The organism is Bacteroides uniformis (assembly GCF_025147485.1).
In the GTDB taxonomy this organism is placed as follows: Bacteria; Bacteroidota; Bacteroidia; order Bacteroidales; family Bacteroidaceae; genus Bacteroides; species Bacteroides uniformis.
Window position 1 is genome coordinate 929,221 of the sequence record NZ_CP102263.1, and the last position, 23,203, is coordinate 952,423.

General features: G+C 46.0%; 14 protein-coding genes and 1 pseudogene. 9 read left to right on the forward strand and 6 right to left on the reverse strand.

Features of this window, described 5'->3' with window-relative positions:
- Nucleotides 1-4 precede the first annotated feature (4 nt).
- Entirely contained in the window at nucleotides 5-1,636 is a 1,632-nt protein-coding gene (locus tag NQ510_RS03580; protein WP_005830638.1) for a TonB-dependent receptor, read from the forward strand.
- A 145-nt stretch (nucleotides 1,637-1,781) separates the two neighbouring features.
- The gene (topA, locus tag NQ510_RS03585; protein WP_034525921.1) at nucleotides 1,782-4,184 is read left to right on the forward strand and encodes a type I DNA topoisomerase; all 2,403 of its coding nucleotides are present in this window, start codon (nucleotides 1,782-1,784) and stop codon (nucleotides 4,182-4,184) included.
- Between the two features lie 141 nt (nucleotides 4,185-4,325).
- Here the strand turns inward: topA and argS are convergent, their stop codons facing one another.
- Together argS and NQ510_RS03595 are read right to left on the reverse strand one after the other, a co-directional pair.
- The gene (gene argS / locus NQ510_RS03590) at nucleotides 4,326-6,143 is read right to left on the reverse strand and encodes an arginine--tRNA ligase (protein WP_005830641.1); all 1,818 of its coding nucleotides are present in this window, start codon (nucleotides 6,141-6,143) and stop codon (nucleotides 4,326-4,328) included.
- A 155-nt stretch (nucleotides 6,144-6,298) separates the two neighbouring features.
- Complete coding sequence (locus NQ510_RS03595) at nucleotides 6,299-6,565, reverse strand: HU family DNA-binding protein (protein WP_005830643.1); 267 nt, start codon at nucleotides 6,563-6,565, stop codon at nucleotides 6,299-6,301.
- A 246-nt stretch (nucleotides 6,566-6,811) separates the two neighbouring features.
- Between NQ510_RS03595 and NQ510_RS03600 the strand changes: the two genes are divergently transcribed.
- From NQ510_RS03600 to NQ510_RS03625, 6 genes and pseudogenes are all read left to right on the forward strand, one after another.
- Entirely contained in the window at nucleotides 6,812-7,495 is a 684-nt protein-coding gene (locus tag NQ510_RS03600) for a rhomboid family intramembrane serine protease (RefSeq protein ID WP_005830648.1), read from the forward strand.
- Nucleotides 7,476-8,366, forward strand: coding sequence for a rhomboid family intramembrane serine protease (locus NQ510_RS03605; protein ID WP_005830650.1), 891 nt, complete (start codon nucleotides 7,476-7,478; stop codon nucleotides 8,364-8,366). The genes NQ510_RS03600 and NQ510_RS03605 overlap by 20 nt, the downstream gene beginning before the upstream one ends.
- 92 nt (nucleotides 8,367-8,458) lie before the next feature.
- Nucleotides 8,459-9,559 (forward strand): endonuclease/exonuclease/phosphatase family protein, encoded by a 1,101-nt coding sequence (locus NQ510_RS03610; protein ID WP_005830652.1) that lies wholly within the window; start codon nucleotides 8,459-8,461, stop codon nucleotides 9,557-9,559.
- A gap of 35 nt (nucleotides 9,560-9,594) precedes the next feature.
- On the forward strand, nucleotides 9,595-11,679 hold the full coding sequence (locus tag NQ510_RS03615) for a M3 family metallopeptidase (protein ID WP_005830654.1): 2,085 nt from the start codon (nucleotides 9,595-9,597) through the stop codon (nucleotides 11,677-11,679).
- 83 nt (nucleotides 11,680-11,762) lie between these two features.
- Nucleotides 11,763-14,762: a protein translocase subunit SecDF gene (gene secDF, locus NQ510_RS03620; RefSeq protein WP_005830657.1), complete on the forward strand. Its 3,000-nt coding sequence runs from the start codon at nucleotides 11,763-11,765 to the stop codon at nucleotides 14,760-14,762.
- Between the two features lie 111 nt (nucleotides 14,763-14,873).
- Nucleotides 14,874-15,054: pseudogene (locus NQ510_RS03625) on the forward strand (DDE transposase); the annotation flags it as partial.
- A gap of 166 nt (nucleotides 15,055-15,220) precedes the next feature.
- Here NQ510_RS03625 and NQ510_RS03630 read toward each other — a convergent pair.
- Genes NQ510_RS03630 through NQ510_RS03645 form a run of 4 tightly spaced genes read right to left on the reverse strand, consistent with a single transcriptional unit; the run spans nucleotide 15,221 to nucleotide 22,155 of the window.
- On the reverse strand, nucleotides 15,221-16,483 hold the full coding sequence (locus NQ510_RS03630) for a TolC family protein (protein ID WP_034525923.1): 1,263 nt from the start codon (nucleotides 16,481-16,483) through the stop codon (nucleotides 15,221-15,223).
- A gap of 40 nt (nucleotides 16,484-16,523) precedes the next feature.
- Nucleotides 16,524-17,942, reverse strand: a complete 1,419-nt coding sequence (locus tag NQ510_RS03635) for a DUF1593 domain-containing protein (RefSeq protein WP_005830666.1) — start codon at nucleotides 17,940-17,942, stop codon at nucleotides 16,524-16,526.
- Nucleotides 17,939-21,094: an efflux RND transporter permease subunit gene (locus NQ510_RS03640; RefSeq protein ID WP_005830668.1), complete on the reverse strand. Its 3,156-nt coding sequence runs from the start codon at nucleotides 21,092-21,094 to the stop codon at nucleotides 17,939-17,941. The genes NQ510_RS03635 and NQ510_RS03640 overlap by 4 nt, the downstream gene beginning before the upstream one ends.
- The gene (locus NQ510_RS03645; RefSeq protein WP_158560251.1) at nucleotides 21,094-22,155 is read right to left on the reverse strand and encodes an efflux RND transporter periplasmic adaptor subunit; all 1,062 of its coding nucleotides are present in this window, start codon (nucleotides 22,153-22,155) and stop codon (nucleotides 21,094-21,096) included. Before NQ510_RS03645 ends, NQ510_RS03640 begins: the two co-directional genes overlap by 1 nt.
- A 148-nt stretch (nucleotides 22,156-22,303) precedes the next feature.
- Between NQ510_RS03645 and NQ510_RS03650 the strand changes: the two genes are divergently transcribed.
- Nucleotides 22,304-23,185, forward strand: coding sequence for a helix-turn-helix domain-containing protein (locus tag NQ510_RS03650; protein WP_005830672.1), 882 nt, complete (start codon nucleotides 22,304-22,306; stop codon nucleotides 23,183-23,185).
- Nucleotides 23,186-23,203 lie beyond the last annotated feature (18 nt).

Below are 23,203 nucleotides of genomic sequence, written 5' to 3' on the forward strand. Positions count from 1 at the left end.
CATTATGAAAAAGATACAATATATCCTCGCAGGAACTATGCTTGTCTCCCTCTCTTTGGGAGCACAAGCCCAGACACAACCCCAAGACACCACCATGAACCGTACGGTAGTCGTGGAACAAGAATATAATCCGGACATCATGGACGCCTCCAAAGTGAACGTGCTTCCCAAGGTGGAACCTCCTACCGTCAGCAAAAAGGCGGTGGAATATGACGCCACCCTGATGCCGGCAACCCATATCCCGGCAGGTATCATGCAAGCCTATACCGGAAAAGAGACGCAGGCGAAAGCGCTGCCCGGATATGTACGCTTGGGATACGGTAACTACGGTAACCTCGATGTACGCGCCAACTACCTCTTCTCCTTATCCCCCAAAGACCGCCTCAACCTGACATTCACAATGGATGGCATGGATGGCAAACTGGACTTGCCGGATAATGGCGGGAAGTGGAATTCATTCTACTACCGTACCCATGCTGCCATGGATTATGTACATGCCTTCAGCAAAGTCGATTTGAATATTGCCGGAAAGTTCAACCAAAGCAATTTCAACTTCCTGCCCGACTTCGTCAGCAACAAGCAGAAATTCGTTTCGGGCGATGTACATTTCGGGGTAAGTTCCACGAGCGACGATATGCCTCTCCAATTCCGCGCCGAAACCAATTTGCTGGTCTACCAGCGCCAACACGACCTCATGGTGAGCAATATCAAAGAAAATATCGTGCGCACCAAAGCCGATGTCACCGGTTCCATCTCCGATGAGCAGACCATCGGTATGGCTTTTGCCATGGACAATACATTCTACAGCGACGGACGTTTCGAGAATCACACCGACGTAGACTTCAATCCATACTATCTCTTTCAGAATGACGACTGGAAAATACGTCTCGGCGCACACGTCGACCTGGCTTTCGGCTTCGGCAAGAAGTTCCGCGCCGCTCCCGACGTAGAAATACAATACATCTTCTCGGACAGCTACATCCTCTACGCACAAGGTAAGGGAGGACGGCTACAGAACGATTTCCGCCGTCTGGAAACCATTACGCCTTATGGCATTACAAACCAGCAGCTTGACAATACCTACGAACAGCTCAACGCAGCCATCGGCTTCAAGGCAAGCCCGGTCAGCGGATTGTGGTTCAACCTATACGGTGGGTATCAAGATTTGAAAAACGACCTGATTGACACTCCGACTGTCAAGTCCGACGGGATAAGCAATGTTTTCCTCACAGAAGACACCAAGAACCTCTACGCCGGAGCCGACCTGAGCTACAACTACAAGGATGTTTTTTATCTCGCCGCCAATGCCGTCTATCGCCATTGGACAACGGACTCAGACGGTTCTGATGTCGTAGTAAGTTTCAAACCGGCCGTAGAAGGCAATCTCAATCTCAAGGTACGCCCCATCTCCCCACTGCTTGTCGGCATCGGCTATCAGCACATCTCACGCCAAGGCGTGGAGGGCAACAAGGCAGACCCCGTCAGCAATCTCTATCTAAACGGCAGTTACGAACTCTTCAAAGGAATCTCCGTGTATGCGCGCGTGAACAACTTGCTGAACAAAGATTACCAGTACTACTGGGGATACCCTTCAGAAGGTCTCAGTTTCTTAGGTGGAGTAAGCTTCCTCTTTTAATAGAGGTAGCACAAGCCGAAGCTCTAATTTGAACAAAAAAGGTCATTTTTGCTAAATTCTCCTTATATTATAAGGTGGGAAGAATCTTTTTTTCCTACTTTTGCGGGCGAATTCAGTGGCGGGAGTCACTAAAAAACAGAAATTTATGCAGAAAAACCTTGTCATAGTCGAGTCTCCGGCGAAAGCAAAAACCATCGAGAAATTCCTTGGAAAAGATTTCAAAGTCCTTTCCAGCTACGGCCATATACGTGATTTGAAGAAAAAAGAATTCAGTATTGACGTAGACAAAGACTTCAAACCGCATTACGAGATACCGGCGGATAAAAAGAAACTCGTAACCCAGCTGAAAGAAGAAGCCGAGCAGGCAGAAACCGTATGGCTGGCTTCCGATGAGGACCGCGAAGGGGAAGCCATCGCATGGCACTTGTACGAAGTGCTGAAACTGAAACCGGAACACACCAGACGTATCGTCTTCCATGAAATCACCAAAGGTGCCATCCTGAAAGCGATAGAAAATCCCCGTGACATTGACATCAACCTGGTCGATGCCCAGCAAGCCCGACGTATCCTGGACCGTATCGTAGGTTTTGAACTTTCACCGGTATTGTGGAAGAAAGTGAAACCTGCCCTTTCTGCAGGCCGTGTACAGTCCGTAGCCGTCCGTCTCATTGTAGAGCGCGAACGCGAGATACATGCATTCCAAACCGAAGCATCTTACCGTGTTACCGCCGTATTCCTCGTTCCGGACACTGACGGCAAAACAGTGGAAATGAAAGCCGAACTGGCGCACCGGCTCAAGACAAAGGCAGAAGCCCGGAAATTGCTGGAGAGCTGTAAAGCAGCTACGTTTACCATCAGCGACATCACTACCCGTCCGCTGAAGAAAACTCCCGCCGCCCCGTTCACCACCTCTACCTTGCAGCAGGAGGCTGCCCGCAAACTGGGATTCACCGTGGCACAGACCATGATGGTGGCGCAACGTCTGTACGAATCCGGATTGATAACCTACATGCGTACCGACTCCGTCAACCTTTCCGAACTTGCCGTCAACGCCAGCCGTGAAACCATCTCCAACCTGATGGGCGAACGTTACGTACACAACCGCCACTTCGCCACCAAGACCAAAGGAGCGCAAGAAGCCCACGAAGCTATCCGCCCCACCTATATGGAGAATGCCAAGATAGAAGGTACCCCGCAGGAAAGAAAGCTGTACGACCTCATCTGGAAACGTACCATCGCCTCGCAGATGGCAGATGCCGAAGTGGAAAAGACAACCGTAACCATTGCTATCAGCAACGAGACGGAGACTTTCACTGCAACCGGCGAAGTGGTGAAATTCGACGGTTTCCTCCGTGTCTACCGCGAATCATACGATGATGACGTAGAAACCCAGGAAGATGAGGCACGCCTACTGCCCCCTCTGAAAAAAGGACAGAAGCTCGAACATGAAGGTATCACCGCTACCGAACGTTTCACCCAACACCCTCCCCGCTACACGGAAGCAAGCCTTGTGCGCAAATTGGAGGAACTGGGTATCGGACGTCCGTCTACCTATGCTCCGACCATTTCCACCATCCAGCAACGTGAATACGTGATAAAAGGAGAAAAAGCAGGTGAAGAACGCACCTACAATGTGCTTAACCTGCAGGGTAATGAAATAACGGACAACAACCATACAGAAATCACCGGAACTGAAAAGTCAAAACTGATGCCGACAGACACCGGTATTGTGGTCAATGACTTCCTGATAGAGTACTTCCCGGACATCCTTGACTACAACTTCACTGCGAGCGTCGAAAAGCAATTCGACGAAATAGCCGAAGGTGACAAGCAATGGACCGCCATTCTGAAAACATTCTATAAGAAATTCCATCCTTCGGTGGAGAACACGCTTGCCGCGAAAACCGCCCACAAGGCAGGCGAACGGATTCTAGGAACAGACCCCGTCAGCGGAAAACAAGTGTCTGTAAAAATCGGACGTTTCGGCCCAGTAGCACAGATAGGTACTGCCGAAGATGAGGAAAAGCCCCGTTTCGCCCAGGTAAAAAAAGAAATGTCCATCGAGACCATTACGCTGGAAGAAGCGCTGGAGCTGTTCAAACTTCCCCGTACTCTCGGAGAGTACGAAGGCAAGAATGTAGTCGTAGGTGCGGGACGTTTCGGACCTTATATCCAGAACAACGGCTTGTATGCCTCGTTACCCAAGACAATGGACCCGATGACTGTTACGCTGGAAGAAGCTATTGAACTTTTGCAAAAGAAACAAGAAGCAGAAGCCCAGAAACATATCAAGAAGTTTGAGGAAGAACCGGAACTGGAAATCCTGAATGGACGCTATGGCCCTTACATCGCTTATAAAGGCAGCAACTACAAGATTCCTAAAGACATCATCCCTCAAGACCTGAACCTTCAGGCTTGTCTGGAAATTGTGAAACTGCAAAGCGACAAGGATACGGGCAAGTCTAAGCGGACTGCAAAGGCGGTGAAAGCAACGAAAACGACTAAAACAACCGCCAAGGCAACTGCCAAAACAAGCAAGACAAAATAGGACTTAGTCTACACGTATAAAATGGGAGAAAGGAGACGATAATTTAAACTTCTATTATTTCTACCACAAGAATAAATATTGCACTATAAAAAAATAAGCCCGAAGAAGTATCCTCGGGCTTATTCTTTTATAGTACAATGTTTACATCCTATCCGGCACCTCAATTCCCAGCAATCCCATACCTAAGCGTACCACCTTGGCTACATTCTCGGACAATGCAAGGCGGAATACCTTCACTGCTTCGTTCTCCTCACGCAAAATGCTGAAGTCATGGTAGAACTGGTTATATTCCTTCACAAGGTCATACGTATAGTTTGCAATGATGGACGGACTGTAATCCTCACCTGCCTGCTTCACAATAGCGGCAAAGTCGGCAACCATCTGTATCAGTCCCTCTTCCTTCTCACTCAGTTCAATGCCGGCAGGCAACTGGGCAGGGATTTCGATACCGGCCTCTTTTGCCTTGCGGAGAACAGACTGGATACGTGCATAAGTATATTGGATGAACGGTCCCGTATTACCATTAAAGTCGATGGACTCTTTTGGATTGAATGTCATGTTCTTGCGGGCATCCACTTTCAGGATGAAGTACTTTAAGGCACCCAGACCAACGATACGGGCGATATTGTCTGCTTCTTCCTTTGTCAGACCATCCAGCTTGCCCAGTTCATTGCTGGTTTCCTTGGCTGTATCAATCATCTCCGCCATCAGGTCGTCAGCATCAACCACGGTACCTTCGCGGCTCTTCATCTTGCCCTCGGGAAGTTCCACCATACCGTAAGAGAAGTGCACCAACCCTTTACCCCATTCGAAGCCCAGTTTGTCGAGCAGGATGGACAATACCTGGAAATGGTAATTCTGTTCGTTGCCTACCACATAAATCATCTTGTCGATGGGATAATCTGCAAAGCGGAGTTTAGCAGTACCTATATCCTGCGTCATGTAGACGGATGTACCGTCCGCACGCAACAGCAGCTTGTGGTCCAACCCCTCACCCGTGAGGTCTGCCCATACAGAGCCATCTTCTTTCCGGTAGAAGAAGCCTTTCTCCAGGCCCTCCATTACCTTCTCCTTACCTTCGAGGTACGTGTTTGATTCGTAATATATCTTATCAAAAGTTACACCCATCATACGGTAAGTCTCGTCAAAACCTGCATACACCCAGTCGTTCATTTTCTTCCAGAGCGCACGTACTTCCGGGTCATTGGCCTCCCACTTTACCAGCATTTCACGAGCCTCCTTCATCAAAGGAGATTCAGTTTCCGCCTTGGCTTTGGCTTCTTCCTCATTCATGCCTTCGCTTTGGAACTTGGCCATCAGTTCTTTCACTTCCGCTTTATAATGCTTGTCGAAGGAAACATAGTAATCGCCAATCAAGTGGTCTCCCTTCTTGCCGGATGATTCGGGAGTTTCACCATTCCCGTACTTCTGCCATGCCAACATGGACTTGCAGATATGAATTCCACGGTCATTGACAATATTTGTCTTTACTACCTTATTACCGTTAGCAGCCACTATATTAGCCAGCGCATTTCCCAAAAGATTATTGCGTACATGTCCCAAATGAAGCGGTTTGTTGGTGTTGGGAGAAGAATACTCAATCATCACCAATGGAGAGTTGTCAGTAGCAGCCACGATACCGTACTGCTTGTCCGCATGAATGCCATTCAACAATTCTATCCACGCAGAGGAGGCAATGGTCAGGTTCAGGAAGCCCTTGATGACATTAAATGCTGCAACCGAAGGCTCGTTTGCCTGCAAGTATTCACCGATTTCCTGGGCCGTCTGCTCCGGTCCTTTCTTGGACATACGGAGGAAAGGGAATACAACCAGCGTGAGGTGTCCCTCAAATTCTTTCTTGGTTTTCTGCAACTGCACTTGTGCGGCAGGAACATCCTGTCCGTAAAGCGCTTTCAGTCCGCCGATGACGGACGATACCAGTTTCTGTTCTATATTCATGATTCAAATGTATTTTCCTGCGTGCAAAGATAGCGTAAACCGAAATCAGTACAAAACAAGCAGGCTTGTTTTTATGGCCTCACAAGATATTCAACATACAAAGAGGGGACGCTCTTTGTAAAACGTCCCCTCTTTGTATGTTGAGTATACTGTTCTTATTCAGCTGTCAATTCCGTACCTGGTTTGAATTTAACAACTTTCTTTGCAGCAATCTCGATAGGCTTTTTAGTAGAGGGGTTGATACCCATACGCGCTCCTCTTTCCACCACACTGAAAGTTCCAAAACCAACCAATGATACTTTATCACCGGCCTTCATTGCCTTAGTGACTGATGCGATAAATGCATCCAATGCTTTCTTTGAATCAGTCTTTGACAAACCAGACTCCGCTGCCATAGCGCTAATAAGTTCCGCCTTATTCATAATGCTTAAAATTAATTAATATGTTACACAAAAGATATTTTTACTTTTCATCACAAACCTCCACAAAAATAGAGCAATATTTCTGAATATCAAATAAAAACATTAAAAAAATATTGGAAAACAACGAAAAAGAAGGAATAGAATCTGCTTTTTCTGTTATAGAACAGAATTTATTCGTATTTTTGCCGGAGAAAGCAAAAACAGACAACTGTTTTTGAACTGTAAAATGAATTGAAACAACAGATTATGAATACTATACCTACTGTAACCAAAAACCTTTTAATCATTAATGTGCTGATGTTTTTGGGCACCATTGTCGCCCAAAGCTACGGCATCGACCTCGCCCAATATCTGGGATTGCATTTTTTCCTTGCCGAAGATTTCAATGCAGCACAATTGATAACATATATGTTCATGCACGCCGGATTCGCGCACATATTTTTCAACATGTTTGCTGTATGGATGTTCGGACGTATTTTAGAGCAGGTATGGGGGCCAAAACGATTTCTGTTCTACTATCTGGTGTGCGGTATAGGAGCCGGAATTATCCAGGAGGTGGTACAGTATATTCATTATGAGACAGTACTTTCCGCCTATGACAGCGTAAATACTGGCATGGCCATCATCCCGATGGAGGAATATCTCAATATGATGACTACCGTGGGAGCTTCGGGAGCAGTATACGCCATTCTGCTGGCATTCGGCATGTTGTTCCCCAACCAGCAAATGTTCATCTTCCCGTTACCGGTTCCCATCAAGGCCAAATATTTTGTTATCGGATATGCCTTGATTGAACTTTATGCCGGATTTGCAAACAGTGCAGGAGACAATGTGGCTCACTTCGCACATCTGGGTGGTATGGTATTCGGCTTTATCCTAATTATGTACTGGAGAAAAAAGAACAGAGGAAATGGCTACTATTATAACTGATTTGAAAGAAACCTTCCGTAGGGGGAACATTTATATCCAACTGATTTACATCAATGTAGCGGTATTCATACTTACTACGCTAACCGAAGTCATGTTCCAGTTGTTCAACCGGAGCATAGCAGGCGTATTCGAATGGCTGGAACTGCCGGCATCAGTCCTACGCTTCATCCTGCAACCATGGTCACTACTGACATATATGTTCATGCATGCAGGATTCATGCACATTCTTTTCAATATGCTGTGGCTTTACTGGTTCGGTGCACTGTTCCTGAGTTTCTTCTCTGCAAAGCATCTGCGGGGTGTATACATTCTGGGAGGAATTTGCGGCGGTCTGCTCTATATGGCCGCCTATAACATTTTTCCGTATTTCCGTCCCATGACAGACTATTCTTTCATGCTGGGCGCCTCTGCCTCTGTACTTGCCATTGTAGCCGCCACCGCCTATCGCGAGCCCAACTATCCGATAAGGCTGCTGCTGTTCGGAACCATCCGGCTGAAATACCTGGCACTCATCGTTATAGGCACCGATTTACTGTTCATCACCTCCAGCAATGCCGGTGGACACATCGCACATTTAGGAGGTGCGCTGGCAGGGGTATGGTTTGCCGCCAGCCTCAGCAAAGGCAGTGACCTGACCTCATGGATAAACAAATGTCTGGATGCCTTAGTTTCCATCGTCAGCTTCAAACCCCGAAAACCGAAAATGAAAGTACACTACGGTACTGGCAAACAAAAAGATTATGATTACAACGCACGGAAAAAAGCCCAATCCGACGAGATAGACCGCATTCTCGACAAATTAAAGAAATCGGGATACGAAAGCCTTACTACAGAGGAAAAGAAAAGCTTGTTCGACGCGAGTAAACGTTAAACCAATGGAAAACGGAAAATGAAAAATGAGAAATGAGAATATAACCGCCACTCTTATTTTCAGTTTTCACCTTTCAATTTTCAACTATTATAATGAAGCATCTCGGTAATTTTGTCGCTCTTCTGATTTTAGCGGTCAATGCCTTGTTTACGGGCCTATTACTGTTCACCGCCTATAGTCCGCACATCCAGCCGGTCACACATCCGGTGCAATCGTGCCTGGGGCTGACATTTCCCGTGTTCCTGATGATAAATGCCGGCTTCCTCATTTTCTGGCTGGTCATCCAGCGCTATAGGTCGGCTTTGCTGCCCCTGATAGGGATGTTGCTCTGCTATTCGCAGATACGCACCTATCTGCCCATCAACTTCCATACAGACCACTTACCGGAAACAAGTATCAAACTGCTCTCCTACAACATTATGGGATTTGACGGTGCCGCTAAGCAAGATGGCAAAAACCCGATATTGACCTATTTGAAGGAAAGTGGCGCCGATATCCTCTGTCTGCAGGAATATTCCACAGTACAATCCTCAAAGCATCTTTCGCAAAAAGACGTAGAGCGGGAACTCAAGGCATATCCATACCACCGCATCAACACAGTGGGTAGCGGAAAGGGACATACCAACAAGATAGCATGTTACTCTAAATTTCCGATTCTCTCGTCACGCATATTGGATTATCCCAGCGAATACAACGGTTCGGTACTCTATGAAATCAAGATTGAGGAAGACACGGTTACCCTCATCAACAATCATCTGGAGTCCAACAAACTGACCAAAGCCGATAAAGTCGTGTACGAAGACATGCTGAAATCTCCCGAAAAGGAAAAAGTGAAAAGCGGTGCACGCCTGCTCATACGCAAGCTGGCAGAAGCATCGGCCATCCGTGCCCCGCAGGCTGACACTATTGCACATGAAATAGCCGCTTCACCGCATCCTTACATTATTGTGTGCGGCGATTTCAACGACACCCCCATCTCCTATGCCCACCGCACCATCGCCCAGGATTTGGACGACGCATTCACCCAATCAGGACGGGGGCTGGGCATCTCCTACAACCAGAACAGATTCTATTTCCGGATAGACAACATACTGACAAGCAAGAACCTGAGAGCCTACAATTGTACAGTAGACCGCTCCATCAAAGAGTCAGACCACTATCCGATATGGTGCTATATCACTAAGAGATATTGAAAATTAATACTTAAACATTTAATACTTAGAAAACAATGTTCAAAAAATGTATTCTAATTTTAGCAGCAAGTTGTATGATGTACTCCTGTGCCACCCAGACGGAAAGCAATCCGTTCCTTACTGAGTTTCAAACACCCAATGGCGTGCCTCCATTCGATAAAATCAAGTTGGAGCACTATGAACCCGCATTCCAGAAAGGTATAGAAGAGCAGAACGCCAATATCCAAGCCATCATTGACAATACGGAAGCCCCTACTTTCGAAAATGTCATTGTCGCCCTCGACAACAGCTCTCCCACCCTGGACCGTGTAGGCGGTGTATTTTTCAACCTGACGGAGGCCGAAACTACCGATGAACTGACAGCCCTTTCCATGAAACTGGCTCCGACATTGGCCGAACACGAAGACAACATCTCCCTCAACCAGGAGCTTTTCAAGAAAGTGGATGCTGTCTACAGCCAGAAAGATGCTCTCGGCCTGACCCGCGAACAACAAAGGCTGCTGGAAAAGACCCATAAGAAATTTATCCGTTCCGGCGCCAATCTTCCGACCGACAAGCAAGCCCGTCTGCGTGAAATCAACAAGCAGCTTTCCACACTCGGAATCACGTTCAGCAACAACATCCTGAACGAAAACAACGACTTCAAGCTTTATGTAGGAAAAGAGGAAGACCTCGCCGGACTTCCCCAATGGTTCCGCGAAAGCGCCATGGCTGAAGCCCGTGCCACCGGACAAGAAGGCAAATGGCTGTTTACCCTCCATAATGCAAGCCGCCTGCCTTTCCTCCAATACTCCGCCAACCGGCCGCTACGCGAACAGATGTACAAGGCCTACATCAACCGCGGCAATAACAATGACAAGAACGACAACAAGAAAATCATTGCCAACATCGTAAGCCTGAGACTTGAAAAGGCACAACTGCTGGGTTTCGACTGTTACTCCAACTTTGTATTGGACAATACAATGGCAAAGAATTCCACCGCCGTGATGGACTTCCTCAACAACTTGTGGAGTTATGCACTCCCCAAAGCAAAAGCCGAAGCAGCCGAACTGCAAAAGCTGATGGACAAGGAAGGCAAAGGAGAGAAACTTGAAGCATGGGATTGGTGGTACTACACCGAAAAACTCCGTAAGGAGAAATATAACCTCGAAGAAGAAGAGATTAAGCCCTACTTCAAGCTGGAAAACGTACGTGAAGGCGCCTTTGCCGTTGCCAATAAGCTTTATGGCATCACGCTGACAAAGCTCGAAGGTATCCCCGTCTATCATCCCGATGTAGAAGTGTTTGAAGTGAAAGCCGCAGACGGCTCACAAGTAGGTATCTTCTATGTAGATTACTTCCCCCGTCCCGGCAAAAGCGGTGGTGCCTGGATGAGCAATTACCGCGAACAACAAGGCAGTATACGTCCATTGGTATGCAACGTATGCAGCTTCACCAAGCCCGTAGGCGACACTCCTTCCCTGCTGACCATCGACGAAGTGGAAACTTTGTTCCATGAATTCGGCCATGCCCTGCACGGATTATTGACCCAATGCCAATATAAAGGTACTTCAGGCACCAATGTCGTACGCGACTTCGTGGAACTCCCCTCTCAAATCAACGAGCATTGGGCCACCGAACCCGAAGTGTTGAAAATGTATGCCAAGCATTACAAGACCGGCGAGGTCATTCCCGACAGCCTGATTGAAAAGATACTGAACCAGAAAACGTTCAACCAGGGTTTCATGACTACCGAGTTGCTGGCCGCCGCCATCCTCGACATGAACCTGCATAACCTGACTGATACCGGAGGTCTTGATGTCGTTGCATACGAAAAAGAAGCAATGGACCAACTGGGGCTGATTCCGGAAATAGCTCCCCGCTACCGTACCACATACTTCAACCACATCATCGGCGGTTATGCTGCAGGCTACTACAGCTATCTCTGGGCCAATGTTTTGGACAACGATGCCTTCGAAGCTTTCAAGGAACACGGTATCTTCGACAAGCAGACAGCCGACCTCTTCCGCCAGAATGTTCTGGAAAAAGGAGACAGCGAAGACCCGATGACTCTCTATAAAAACTTCAGAGGAACTGAGCCTCAATTAGACCCGATGTTAAAAAATCGCGGTATGAAGTAAGATTTGTGAAAAAAAAGCTATATTTGCAGCCTTGTATGCAACAGAATTTAATTAAAAAGTAATCATAATAAACTAAAAGTAACATGCAAAACAAAGGATTTGTAAGGGTTTTTGCGATATTGCTCACACTGGTGTGTGTGTTCTATCTCTCCTTCTCTTTTGTAACTCGCCATTACACAAGTAAGGCCAAAGAGTTTGCAAAAGGCGATGTGAAAGTAGAGCAGGACTACCTCGATTCTCTGGCTAATGAGAAAGTGTATTTCGGCAATTGGACGCTGAAACAATGTCGTGAGATGGAAATCAGTTTAGGTTTGGACTTGAAGGGTGGTATGAACGTCATCCTTGAAGTTTCCGTACCCGATGTCATCAAAGTATTGGCTGACAACAAGACTGACGAAGCATTCAACCAAGCATTGGCCACTGCCGCCAAACAAGCTACCACAAGCCAGGATGACGTGATCACCCTATTCGTCAGAGAGTATCACAAGCTTGCTCCGGGTGCTCCTCTTTCACAACTGTTCGCAACCCAACAATTAAAAGACAAGGTAACTCAGAAATCTACCGACGCGGAAGTTGAGAAAGTATTGCGCGAAGAAGTAAAGGCAGCTGTTGACAACTCCTACAATGTACTTCGTACCCGTATCGACCGTTTCGGTGTAGTTCAGCCCAATATCCAGAGTCTGGAAGACAAAATGGGCCGTATCATGGTAGAACTTCCGGGTATCAAAGAACCTGAACGTGTAAGAAAATTATTACAAGGTTCCGCCAATCTGGAATTCTGGGAAACATACACAGCAAAAGACGTTACTCCCTATCTGCAAGCTGCCGACACCAAGTTGCGCGCCATCGTTGCAAGCGAAACTCCGGCAGAAGAGGCAGACAGCGCAGCTACCGAAGCTCCTGCCGTAGCCCAAGCTACCAGCACAGCCGACAGTCTTGCCGCTGCTTTAAAGGGTGAAAACAAGACACAAACCGCTGACCTTGCACAAATAAAGAAAGAACACCCGCTGTTCGCAATCTTGCAAGTCAACCCCAGCGGACAAGGTCCTGTTGTAGCCTATGCCAACTACAAGGATACAGCTGAAATCAACAGATACCTTTCCATGCCGGAAGTTCAGGCCGAAATGCCGAAAGACTTGCGTCTGAAGTGGGGAGTATCTCCTTATGAATATGATCCGAAAGCTCAGACTTTCGAACTTTATGCCATCCGTTCCACAGAACGTAGCGGTAAAGCGCCTCTGGAAGGTGATGTAGTGGTTAGCGCCAAGGACGAATACGACCATTATGGCAAGCCCGCTGTAAGTATGTCCATGAACACTGACGGTGCACGCCGCTGGGCTCAGCTCACCAAGCAGAATATCGGCAAGAGCATCGCTATCGTGCTGGACGGTTACGTTTACTCCGCACCGAACGTAAACAATGAAATCACTGGCGGTAATTCACAGATTACCGGTCACTTTACTCCGGAACAAGCAAAAGACTTGGCAAACGTATTGAGATCAGGTAAGATGCCGGCTCCCGCACATATCGTACAAGAAGACATTGTAGGTCCTTCACTGGGACAAGCTTCCATCAACGCCGGTATCATGTCATTCATCGTGGCATTAATCCTGCTGATGGTTTACATGTGTACTATGTACGGATTCATTCCGGGTATGGTTGCCAACGGCGCTCTCGTACTGAACATGTTCTTTACATTGGGTATCCTCTCTTCCTTCCAGGCTGCATTGACAATGTCCGGTATTGCCGGTATGGTGTTGGCACTGGGTATGGCTGTGGATGCCAACGTATTGATTTACGAACGTACCAAAGAAGAGCTTCGCGCAGGCAAGGGTGTAAAGAAAGCACTGGCTGACGGTTACTCCAACGCCTTCTCTGCTATCTTCGACTCCAACTTGACGTCTATCATCACCGGTATTATCTTGTTCAACTTCGGTACAGGCCCTATCCGTGGTTTTGCCACTACATTGATTATCGGTATCTTGATTTCGTTCTTTACTGCCGTATTCATGACGCGTCTGTTCTATGACCATTTCATGAGCAAGGACAAACTGCTGAATCTGACATTCTCTTCCAAGATTTCAAAGAACTTGATGGCGAATGTACACTTCGACTTCATGGGTAGAAACAAATTGTGGCTGACCACTACGGGAGCTATCATAGTGATATGTATCGCTTTCCTCGCTACCCGTGGATTGAGCCAGAGTATCGACTTCACTGGTGGACGTAACTTCAAAGTACAGTTTGAGAATAAGGTAGAGCCGGAACAAGTTCGCGAGCTTATCTCCAGCAAGTTCGGCGATGCCAATGTCAGCGTTATCGCCATCGGTACGGACGGTAAGACCGTACGTATCAGTACCAACTACCGTATCGAAGAAGAAGGTAACAACATCGACTCTGAAATCGAAGCATACTTATACGAAACATTGAAACCGTTGCTGACTCAGAACATCACTTTAGAAACCTTCATCGACCGCGAAAACCATACGGGCGGAAGTATCATCAGTTCCCAGAAGGTAGGTCCGAGTATCGCAGACGATATCAAGGTTTCAGCCATCTGGTCCGTTGTACTTGCATTGATTGCCATCGGTATTTATATCCTGATCCGTTTCCGCAATATTGCATACAGTATCGGTTCAGTAGCCGCATTGGCTTGTGATACCATCATCATCCTGGGTGCCTACTCCATCTGTTGGGGCTGGATGCCGTTCTCTCTGGAAATCGACCAGACCTTTATCGGTGCCATCCTGACAGCTATCGGTTATTCTATCAATGACAAGGTGGTAATCTTCGACCGTGTACGCGAATTCTTCGGCCTCTATCCGAAGCGTGACAGATTCCAGTTGTTCAATGACTCATTGAACACAACTCTGGCACGTACCATCAATACTTCACTGAGTACCTTGATTGTGTTACTGTGTATCTTCATCCTCGGTGGTGATTCCATCCGCAGCTTCGCATTCGCCATGATTCTGGGTGTTGTATTTGGTACACTGTCTTCTCTGTTCGTTGCATCTCCTATCGCATATCTGCTGATGAAGAACAAAAAAGGTACCGAACCAGCTGTAGAAGTAGCCAAATAAGAATTTAGACAAAAACTATAAACTAAAAAAGGAGGAAATCCGAAATGGATTTCCTCCTTTTTTGTAGTCTCGCCGGAGAACAGAACGGAAAGGAGAATGATGATTCTTACCACATACTATGAAAGTCATATGCGTTTTCCTACGGACATGAAGCTCCTTTGGGAGAGCATCGAATAGGCTCTACCGGCACATCTGCATGCATTGCAGGAAGCTCGGCATAAGGCGTCCCCGTAACAAATATACGGATGTTGCGGCATTTTATCTGTCCTATTACAAGAAAAGAAAGAGGAAGCGGACTATAAAACTATCCGCTGCCACGGTTTTATACTTTCAATTCGAAAGAAGAGCGAGAACAGATTCTCTACAGGAACTTTGTGGAGGTTGGGCTGGAGGCGAAAGCGATGATTGGGGATGTACTTAATAAGAAGGGGGCATCTAAGGTTTTCTGTCATTAAAAATCACTCCAACTGTCCAATCGCCCTAAGGTATTCTATTTCTCGTATTTTGTAATTTGTACGGGCTTCAATATTGTTGCTGTAAGCCTCCTGCCATTGTGTCTGCGCTTCCATAACATCAAGGATCGTGGCCATTCCCATTTCATAATTGTTTTGGGTCTGAGAAAGATTATGTTCTGATTCTTCAAGGCCATGCTCTGCTGTACGAATAAGTAGCAATGCACTTTCATAAGCGGATTTGGATTGCTGTGCTTCTATATCCATCAATGAACGATTTTTGTTGAGTTCCACTGTGCTGATTTCGTGTGCCAGTCGTGCGCTCCTTATTTTTTTACGTCCTTCCCCGAAATTGAATATAGGAATGCTTATACTGGCCATTACCATCGGTATTTTCATATCGAGAGATGAACCGGCTAATTTCATGCCCCCCATATATTGATAACCAGCACTAATCCCCACTGTAGGGAGAAAATCGGCACGGGTATTTTTTATCTCCAAATCTTTCAATTCCACTTGCATTTCCTGTATACGGTATTCCGGGCGATTGACAATATCGTGTGATAATTGATTGTTGTAGTTTTGAGTTAAAATAAGTGTGTCGGTGGCAATTATTTGAGCATCCAACTCCAGTCCGATCAGATGGCACAGGGACATACGAGTCAGTTCCCGTCCGCTTTCCGCCCGTTGGAGTTCGTATGTCACATTGCTTCGCCGGGTGCGTACTTTATGCAAATCCTGAGCAGTAGCCATTTTGAGTTCAAAAAAACTGTTGACCTGCTGATGCAACGAATCCAACAATTGAGTATATTGTGTAAGCAGTTTTACCTTTTCCGCTACCGAAACATACATCCAATACGTCTGCTCCACCTCTACCAGTGTATTGATTCGGGTAAGCCTTTTGTTTTCTTCCGAGATTGCTACGCCGGTTTTTGCCATTTTGTTTGCGTTGACAATTTTCCCTCCTGCATATACAGGCTGTTGCAGGGTAATACCTGCCATATACATACCTTTCATACTCATTTCCATACCCACCATACCCATATCGATGTTTTCGAAAATATAGGCATAGGTTGCCGATCCTGATATTTTCGGGAAATAGGCTGTTTTTGCTGCTTGTCGATCTGATACCGCCTTGCCTACCTTGCGGGATGATATTTTTATATCGTCGCTGTTCTCAAGTGCCATTCTCCGGCAATCTTCGATTGATAAACGGGTTTGGGCTTGTACAGCATTGATGCCCAACCATAAAAAGATGGCAGGAATCATAAGTATCGTTTTTCTTAACATGACATTTTCTTATTGGTTCTTATTTATCTGTGGGGAAGATAGTAACAATAACGCGGGCGAAGGTGGTCAACGCCGGAATCCCCGTATCGGTCACTTCAAGGATGAGGTGCAGGGTTTCGGGTTTGTCGACTTTGGGAGCAACAAAGGTAGATTTGCCTGAGTCAACGGCGACAATGTCGATATAGCCATTGTATGTTCCTGCTTCTTTATATTGCCACCAGTAAGCGTTATATTTGGGATAACGTTGCGGAGCTATTTCGACAAAACTTTCTTTATTAAAGCCGAGCTGCTCATAAAGGGCAGAGTATTTCGCCCAGATTCCGTCAATATCAAGGGAATCTGGTTCTGTGATATCGGCATTTAGGGTTACGGTTTCACCGGATTTCACTGTTTTTTCCAGCCCGCCGGGTATGGCGATTACCGGTTTGTGGTTAGCATCTTCATATTTGCCAGCTACACACCACCGGAGTCTGGATTCAAAATCACGGTTGGCTACTTCTACCCACCGCAGGTAACTACCACGGTCTACATCACGATATACGTTTTTTAGTCCTTCTATTTTATAGAACTGTCCGCCCCAACCACCGTAAGTAGGGTCTTCATAACCACGTAATCCGCTACCAAGCGTATAAAGGAACGCAGGTGAATCGCCTTCGCTGATGTAATCCTGTGGATAAAGGGCTGCCAATGGACCGTGATCGTTGTGCAGATAGTTTTTGGCAAAACCGTCGGTATAACGTTGGCTACCGTAATCCCAAGTTCCACTAAAGTAGTAAGACACCAGCAGAGTGACGTCGGGGTGGTAAGTTTCAATGTAGTTTCCAGCGCCATCCTGATACCAGATGTTGTACATAACTGCTTTCTTCACAGCACGCTCGTACTCGGAAGGGTATTGGGTTTTTAACTTTTGGAAAGCTTTGGCTGCGGTGTTACCACCTCCCCAAGCCTGTATATAGACTTTGCGAGGATCGTTTTCCAAAAGAGTTTCAACAATCTTATCGGAACCGGGTGTATCAGCCCAATGCGTGGGGTCTATCATGGATTCAGTTCCGGGTACACGACGGATGACATCTGTATCGACCACAATATGTGTTGAATCTTGGTCACCAAGGAAGAGTTTGCTTCTTAGTTCGTTGGCAGTAGGATAAGCAGGATCGTGTACGATGAGGTTGGGATATACCTGTTCGTAAGCATCAAGTTGCTTTTCTATCCATCCGGCATTACTCCATCCACCCCGTTGAAAAATGGAATTGGTTTGGATAATAGCTACAACTTCCATATCGTTAGCATGGAGCAGGAAGCGGATCATAGAACATTGGTCATCTATCTCTCCGTCAGTCATTGCAATGACACGAGGCTTTTCTGACATTTGAGCATTGGTGTTCACTCCCAAAAGCATAAGTGCCAGAGTTACAAGGATGATTGTTTTCTTTTTCATTCGTAAATATTTATTAGCGAAGTTTTTTTAATTTTGAAAAATAATGAATAAAAAATAGGCAGCAGAATCAGCGTAATTATGGTGCCTGCTGTCAAACCGGCAACTACCACAACTGCCAGACTGGAATACATAGGGTCGAACAGAAGCGGGAGCATGCCAAGTATGGTCGTGGCCGAAGCCATTATTACCGGACGGGTACGATTTACTGTCGAATTAATGACCGCATCATAGGGAACCATTCCTTCTTTTGTAAGGCGCGTAATCTCGTCTACCAATACGATAGAGTTCTTAATCAGCATTCCCATCAATCCCATCGCTCCGATTATACCCATAAATGTGAATGGTGTACCTGTTACAAGCAAAAGGGGGGTGATTCCTATGAATGCGAAAGGCAGACACAGAATAACCAGCAGAACCTTGCGCATATCATTGAACAACCATACAAGAATCAGCACAATCAACACAAGGGCTATCGGCACGAATCCGAAAATATTTTCAAATGCGCTGTTCTGTAATTTCTGTTCTCCTAACCATTTGAGTGAATACCCGGCAGGGAGTTCTATTTGTTCAAACCGATCCTGGATTTCCGACAGTATCTCGCCGGGAGCTTCGCCGGCAAGAGGGTCACACTGTACTTTTATCGCCCGTTTACCGTCGTAACGCGCCACGCTTGTTTCTTCCCACTTAACGCGTTCGTTATTCGTTATCTGACTTAAAGGGATTGTGCGGAACATATTGTCAGTTATATCGTCGGGTGTCGCCGTACCCTGCAATACTCTACCTGTATTTACTTCTTCAAGGCTGGTATTTGGAATCATCCCCCATACCGGTATGTCATTCTGGTCTGTAATGCGACTGTCATCCGAATTCTGGACTTTCAGATTAATAATAACCGATTTGTCATTTTCGTAAATAAGACCTACGGGCAAGCCTTCTGCTGAGGCCAATAAAGCGTTCGCAATATCGCTGCGGTTCATTCCGCTACGTTTGGCGGATTGTTCGGAATAATCCCTGTATATGGATTTTCCCTGAGGTTGCCAGTTGTCGGTAACCGAATAAGCATCCACTATTGCACAATCGCGCATAATTTCTTTGCCTTGCCCGGCCAGCTCTCTTAATATCTGCGGATCGGGACCGGAGAATATGGCCTCAACCGTGTGGCTCGTACTGACTGCGAAATTGTATTTCCGTACCCGAACATACGCATCGGGATATTCTTCCCGCAGTCGTGTCTGGATTTCCGGAAGAAGTCTGTATGCATCGCGGTAATCCTCGAAGTCGATAATCAATTCTCCGTAATTGTCGCCCACCGCATTGATGGAACGCACAAGGCAATATCGGGCGGGGGTTTGCGCCTGACTTGCCGTTATCTTGTTTATCTCGTCATAGTCCGAGAGTTTTTCCGATATTTCCAGCAAATCATGTTTTACCCTGTCAGGGTGCGTTTGCGGTGGCAGGGTATATTCTACATATAACTGGTTATAATCGAAGTCGGGGAAGAATATCGACTTAACCGAAAAGAATCCAACGAAAGCCAGAACCAAACATCCGAAACTTACCAAAAAAGTTGATATTTTATGGTTCATAAAAAAATGAAGCGCCTTTCGGATAACCTTATGAAGGGGTGTGTTGAGTTGATCTTTTATCTTCTCTGGTTTTTTACCGCCGTTTGCACGTGCCGATAAGAATAGTTTTGCAAAGACAGGTATCTGTGTCATGGCAAGCACCCAACTTACCAACAATGATATGGCCAGCACAAAAAACAGATCACGTGCATATTCTCCAGCGGTATCGTTGGATAATCCGACAGGAAGGAAAGTCATTATGGCGATTAAAGTTGCACCCATTAAAGGCCACGCTGTGTTTTCCGCTGTCCGGAACAATGCTTTCTTTGGCGGCAGACCATTTCCCCTGTCTACAAGTATACCGTCGAGAACCACAACCGCGTTATCAACCAGCATACCCATTGCCACAATGAATGCCCCCAATGATATGCGTTGTAATGTTCCTCCTGTCATCAGTAATACGGGAAAAGTCATCAATACGGTCAAAATCAGTCCTGCACCGATAATTAGCCCACCTCTGATGCCCATTGTAAGAATCAGTACAAGCACTACGATGACTACCGATATTACGAGGTTCCAGTTGAAAGAGCCTATTGCGTTCGATACCCTGTCCGGTTGGAAATATATCTTTTCATACTCAAATCCGGCAGGCAACCGCTCTTGGAGCTCCGTCATTCGCGCCTCGACCAGCTTACCTACATCCGTAACCACAACGCCTGGCTCCATCGAAACGCAAAGAGCGATTGCCGGATGACCGTTCACCCAAAAGCCCCTGGTCTGCGGATCGGCATACTCCTTTGCAACTTCGGCAATATCGCCTAACTTTACCTGCCCGCCGGAAGGCGTTTGCATAATAAGGTCTTTCACATCTTCAGCGCTCCTTAGTTTGCCACCGACCTCATTACGCAGCAATTGACCATCCGAATAGTAATGCCCGGCATTGACTGGCTGATTGCGGGCATCGATAGTAGTCATAATTTGCACAGGGTAGATGCTGTTGCGTGCAATCATTTCTTTGGGGAGCTTTATATTTACATTTTCATTCCTTGTGCCAAAGAATGAAATCCGCCTTACTCCTTTCAATTCAAGGAGTTCACGTTTAATAAGCCCGGCATATTCTTCCATTTCCGCAAGCGTATAGCCTTCGGCGGAAAGGGCATAGAACATTCCGTAGATATCACTTACATCGTCTACCACCACTGGAGGATAAGCCCCTGACGGCAACCGTTGCGCGGCTGACTCCACCTTTCTACGAAGAATATCCCAACGTTGTTCGAGACCCTCAACCGGAACAGCCATGTCGATATTGATAGTGATAGTTGACATATTTTCCGAAGAGACCGATTCCATATCGGAAATATTACTGAGTGTCCGTAGTTCATCTTCGAGTACCGATGTAACTTCGAGTTCGACTTCGTGTGCAGAAGCCCCCGGATAGTAAGTTACCACCATTGCTTGCTTGACAGACAATTCAGGGTCTTCCAGTTTCGGCATAATAATGTAGGCGTATATACCGCTGAACACGATCATTACCACGCACGTCCAAAAGAACGTGGCGTTTTTGAAGAAAAAATCAGTCAGTTTCATTATAGTATCCCTCCTACATTTGTTTTGGCGGGTTGTGCGATTACCCGTACTACATCACCTTCATCGAGGGCACTCAACCCCGATTCAACAATATTGTCTGTTTCGTTCAGGCCAGACAGGATGATGATTCGCCCTTTGCTGTCGAGACCGGATATCTCCACGGGTTTTAACTTCACTTCGGAACGGTCATTCACGACCCATACATAACTTTTACCGTTCTGCATAAATACAGATCTGGGCCAAAGGGTATAACCACCTGAATGTTCTCCATTGCGAATTTCCACCGTTACCTCTACATTCATTCCTATCGAAAGAGCGTTCTTCGCATCTGTTTCGGGAAACAGGCGCATCCTGTATAACTGATTGCTGTTAGATTTGGGATTTATCGAGGCTAATTTCAAAGAAAAGTTATTATCTGCCAATAACCGAGAATGACATGAATAACTTATAAAGTTATCTTTTTGCAGGTAAACAGATGCAGGGAGTTCGCTCTCTATTTCTATGTTATTTACATCGACCAATGTAACAACGGCTGTTCCCGTATTGACCATTTCTGCTTTTTCAAAATGAATAGCCTGGATATAGCCCGATATAGGAGAATGAAGTTGGGTGTAGTTGACGGTGTTCCGGTTCGATTCCAGTTGTACTTTCAACTGCTCCAATCCGGCTACGGCTTTTTCATAATCATTGTCGGTTATATTATTTCGACGGTGTAGTTCTTCCAGTCTTGTCATTTCCGTACTCAACTGTCGGTACTGGCTTTCGGTAGCTGCCAGTTGCAGTTGGTAATCCGTATCGTCCAACCTGGCAATGAGCTGTCCTTCACGGATATAGTCACCCTCATCAACGCACAATTGCTTGATTTGTCCGGCTATTTTAAAACCGAGATCAATCTGCTGCGCTGCTTTGACCACTCCGGGGAACGACCGGAATGTATTTCCTGCGATAGGCTCGGCATGTACGATATACACGTTTTTTACAATCGGTTTTTCTTTGACGCCATGGTTCCCACAAGAACAGAGTAGCGCAAAACAAAGGAGAGACAAGCTGAATAGTTTCATTGTTATTACTGTTATTATTATTTTTGTGTAAAGGTGAAGAATTCTCACATGCCATTTAGGCATTATAGTCGTCATTATTGACCAAAAAGTCGGAATCGAGTCATACAAAAGAAAAAATGATTATTTTTGTTGACCAAATTAGACGTTCATGAAAGACAAAGCACAGAATATTGGTTTACGAATGGTGCAGGAGTTCGCCTCTACAGAAGCGTTATCAGACAAGTTCCTTATTTTTGATAACTATACGTCTCCGATGGAACATCTGGGAACTTTTGCCATTACCGGACACCCTGTCAAATTAGATAGCCTCTTAATTGTAATATGCTCGGAGGGGTATGCCCGGTTAATAGTCGGTTTTGAAGAGATTACAGTGCTGGAAAACCACTTTTTGATAGTGATGGAAGGCAAACCTTTCGAGGTGTTGGAATTAAGCAAGAACTTCAAGGCAGAATTGATGTGCTTAAAAGAAAGCCTCTTCGAGTTGCAGGGAAGTCATATACTAAGATTCCTCCACTTAATCAGAGAAAATCCCTGTCAACCGGTATTGGCTTCCAAAAAGCAGGAGTTTGAAGTCCTATTGAAATGTTTGAAACAAACGATGACAGATACCGGAAATATATTTCGTCAACAGATCATTCAATACTATTTATATATCTTGGCTTGTAATATCTTTAATTTGCTTTTAACCAACTACGCTCCGGCAGTTTTATCCCGAAGCGAATCCATTTTTCAGGAGTTCATAAAGAATGTAGAAAAATACTTTCGCAAGGAAAGGAGTGTCGGTTTTTATGCAGACAAACTGAATCTGACCCCGAAATATCTTTCTACTGTGATTCAACAACAAACGGGAAAACATGCAACGGATTGGATTGACAAATATACTATTTTAGAAGCCAAGACCTTGCTTAAATCGTCCACTCTCTCCATCCAACAAATAGCCTATGACTTGAATTTCTCGACTCAATCCCATTTTGGTCGATATTTCAGAAATCATACAGGAATGTCGCCAAAGCTATACAGAAATTCGTAAGTAGATGCTGCTTCCTTT

What these genes read in the sequence shown, in the direction of transcription:
- NQ510_RS03580 (WP_005830638.1), top strand. Translation starts at nt 5, where the DNA reads ATGAAAAAGATACAATATATCCTCGCAGGAACTATGCTTGTCTCCCTC.
- topA (WP_034525921.1), top strand. Translation starts at nt 1,782, where the DNA reads ATGCAGAAAAACCTTGTCATAGTCGAGTCTCCGGCGAAAGCAAAAACC.
- argS (WP_005830641.1), bottom strand. Translation starts at nt 6,143, where the DNA reads ATGAATATAGAACAGAAACTGGTATCGTCCGTCATCGGCGGACTGAAA.
- NQ510_RS03595 (WP_005830643.1), bottom strand. Translation starts at nt 6,565, where the DNA reads ATGAATAAGGCGGAACTTATTAGCGCTATGGCAGCGGAGTCTGGTTTG.
- NQ510_RS03600 (WP_005830648.1), top strand. Translation starts at nt 6,812, where the DNA reads ATGAATACTATACCTACTGTAACCAAAAACCTTTTAATCATTAATGTG.
- NQ510_RS03605 (WP_005830650.1), top strand. Translation starts at nt 7,476, where the DNA reads ATGGCTACTATTATAACTGATTTGAAAGAAACCTTCCGTAGGGGGAAC.
- NQ510_RS03610 (WP_005830652.1), top strand. Translation starts at nt 8,459, where the DNA reads ATGAAGCATCTCGGTAATTTTGTCGCTCTTCTGATTTTAGCGGTCAAT.
- NQ510_RS03615 (WP_005830654.1), top strand. Translation starts at nt 9,595, where the DNA reads ATGTTCAAAAAATGTATTCTAATTTTAGCAGCAAGTTGTATGATGTAC.
- secDF (WP_005830657.1), top strand. Translation starts at nt 11,763, where the DNA reads ATGCAAAACAAAGGATTTGTAAGGGTTTTTGCGATATTGCTCACACTG.
- NQ510_RS03630 (WP_034525923.1), bottom strand. Translation starts at nt 16,483, where the DNA reads ATGATTCCTGCCATCTTTTTATGGTTGGGCATCAATGCTGTACAAGCC.
- NQ510_RS03635 (WP_005830666.1), bottom strand. Translation starts at nt 17,942, where the DNA reads ATGAAAAAGAAAACAATCATCCTTGTAACTCTGGCACTTATGCTTTTG.
- NQ510_RS03640 (WP_005830668.1), bottom strand. Translation starts at nt 21,094, where the DNA reads ATGAAACTGACTGATTTTTTCTTCAAAAACGCCACGTTCTTTTGGACG.
- NQ510_RS03645 (WP_158560251.1), bottom strand. Translation starts at nt 22,155, where the DNA reads ATGAAACTATTCAGCTTGTCTCTCCTTTGTTTTGCGCTACTCTGTTCT.
- NQ510_RS03650 (WP_005830672.1), top strand. Translation starts at nt 22,304, where the DNA reads ATGAAAGACAAAGCACAGAATATTGGTTTACGAATGGTGCAGGAGTTC.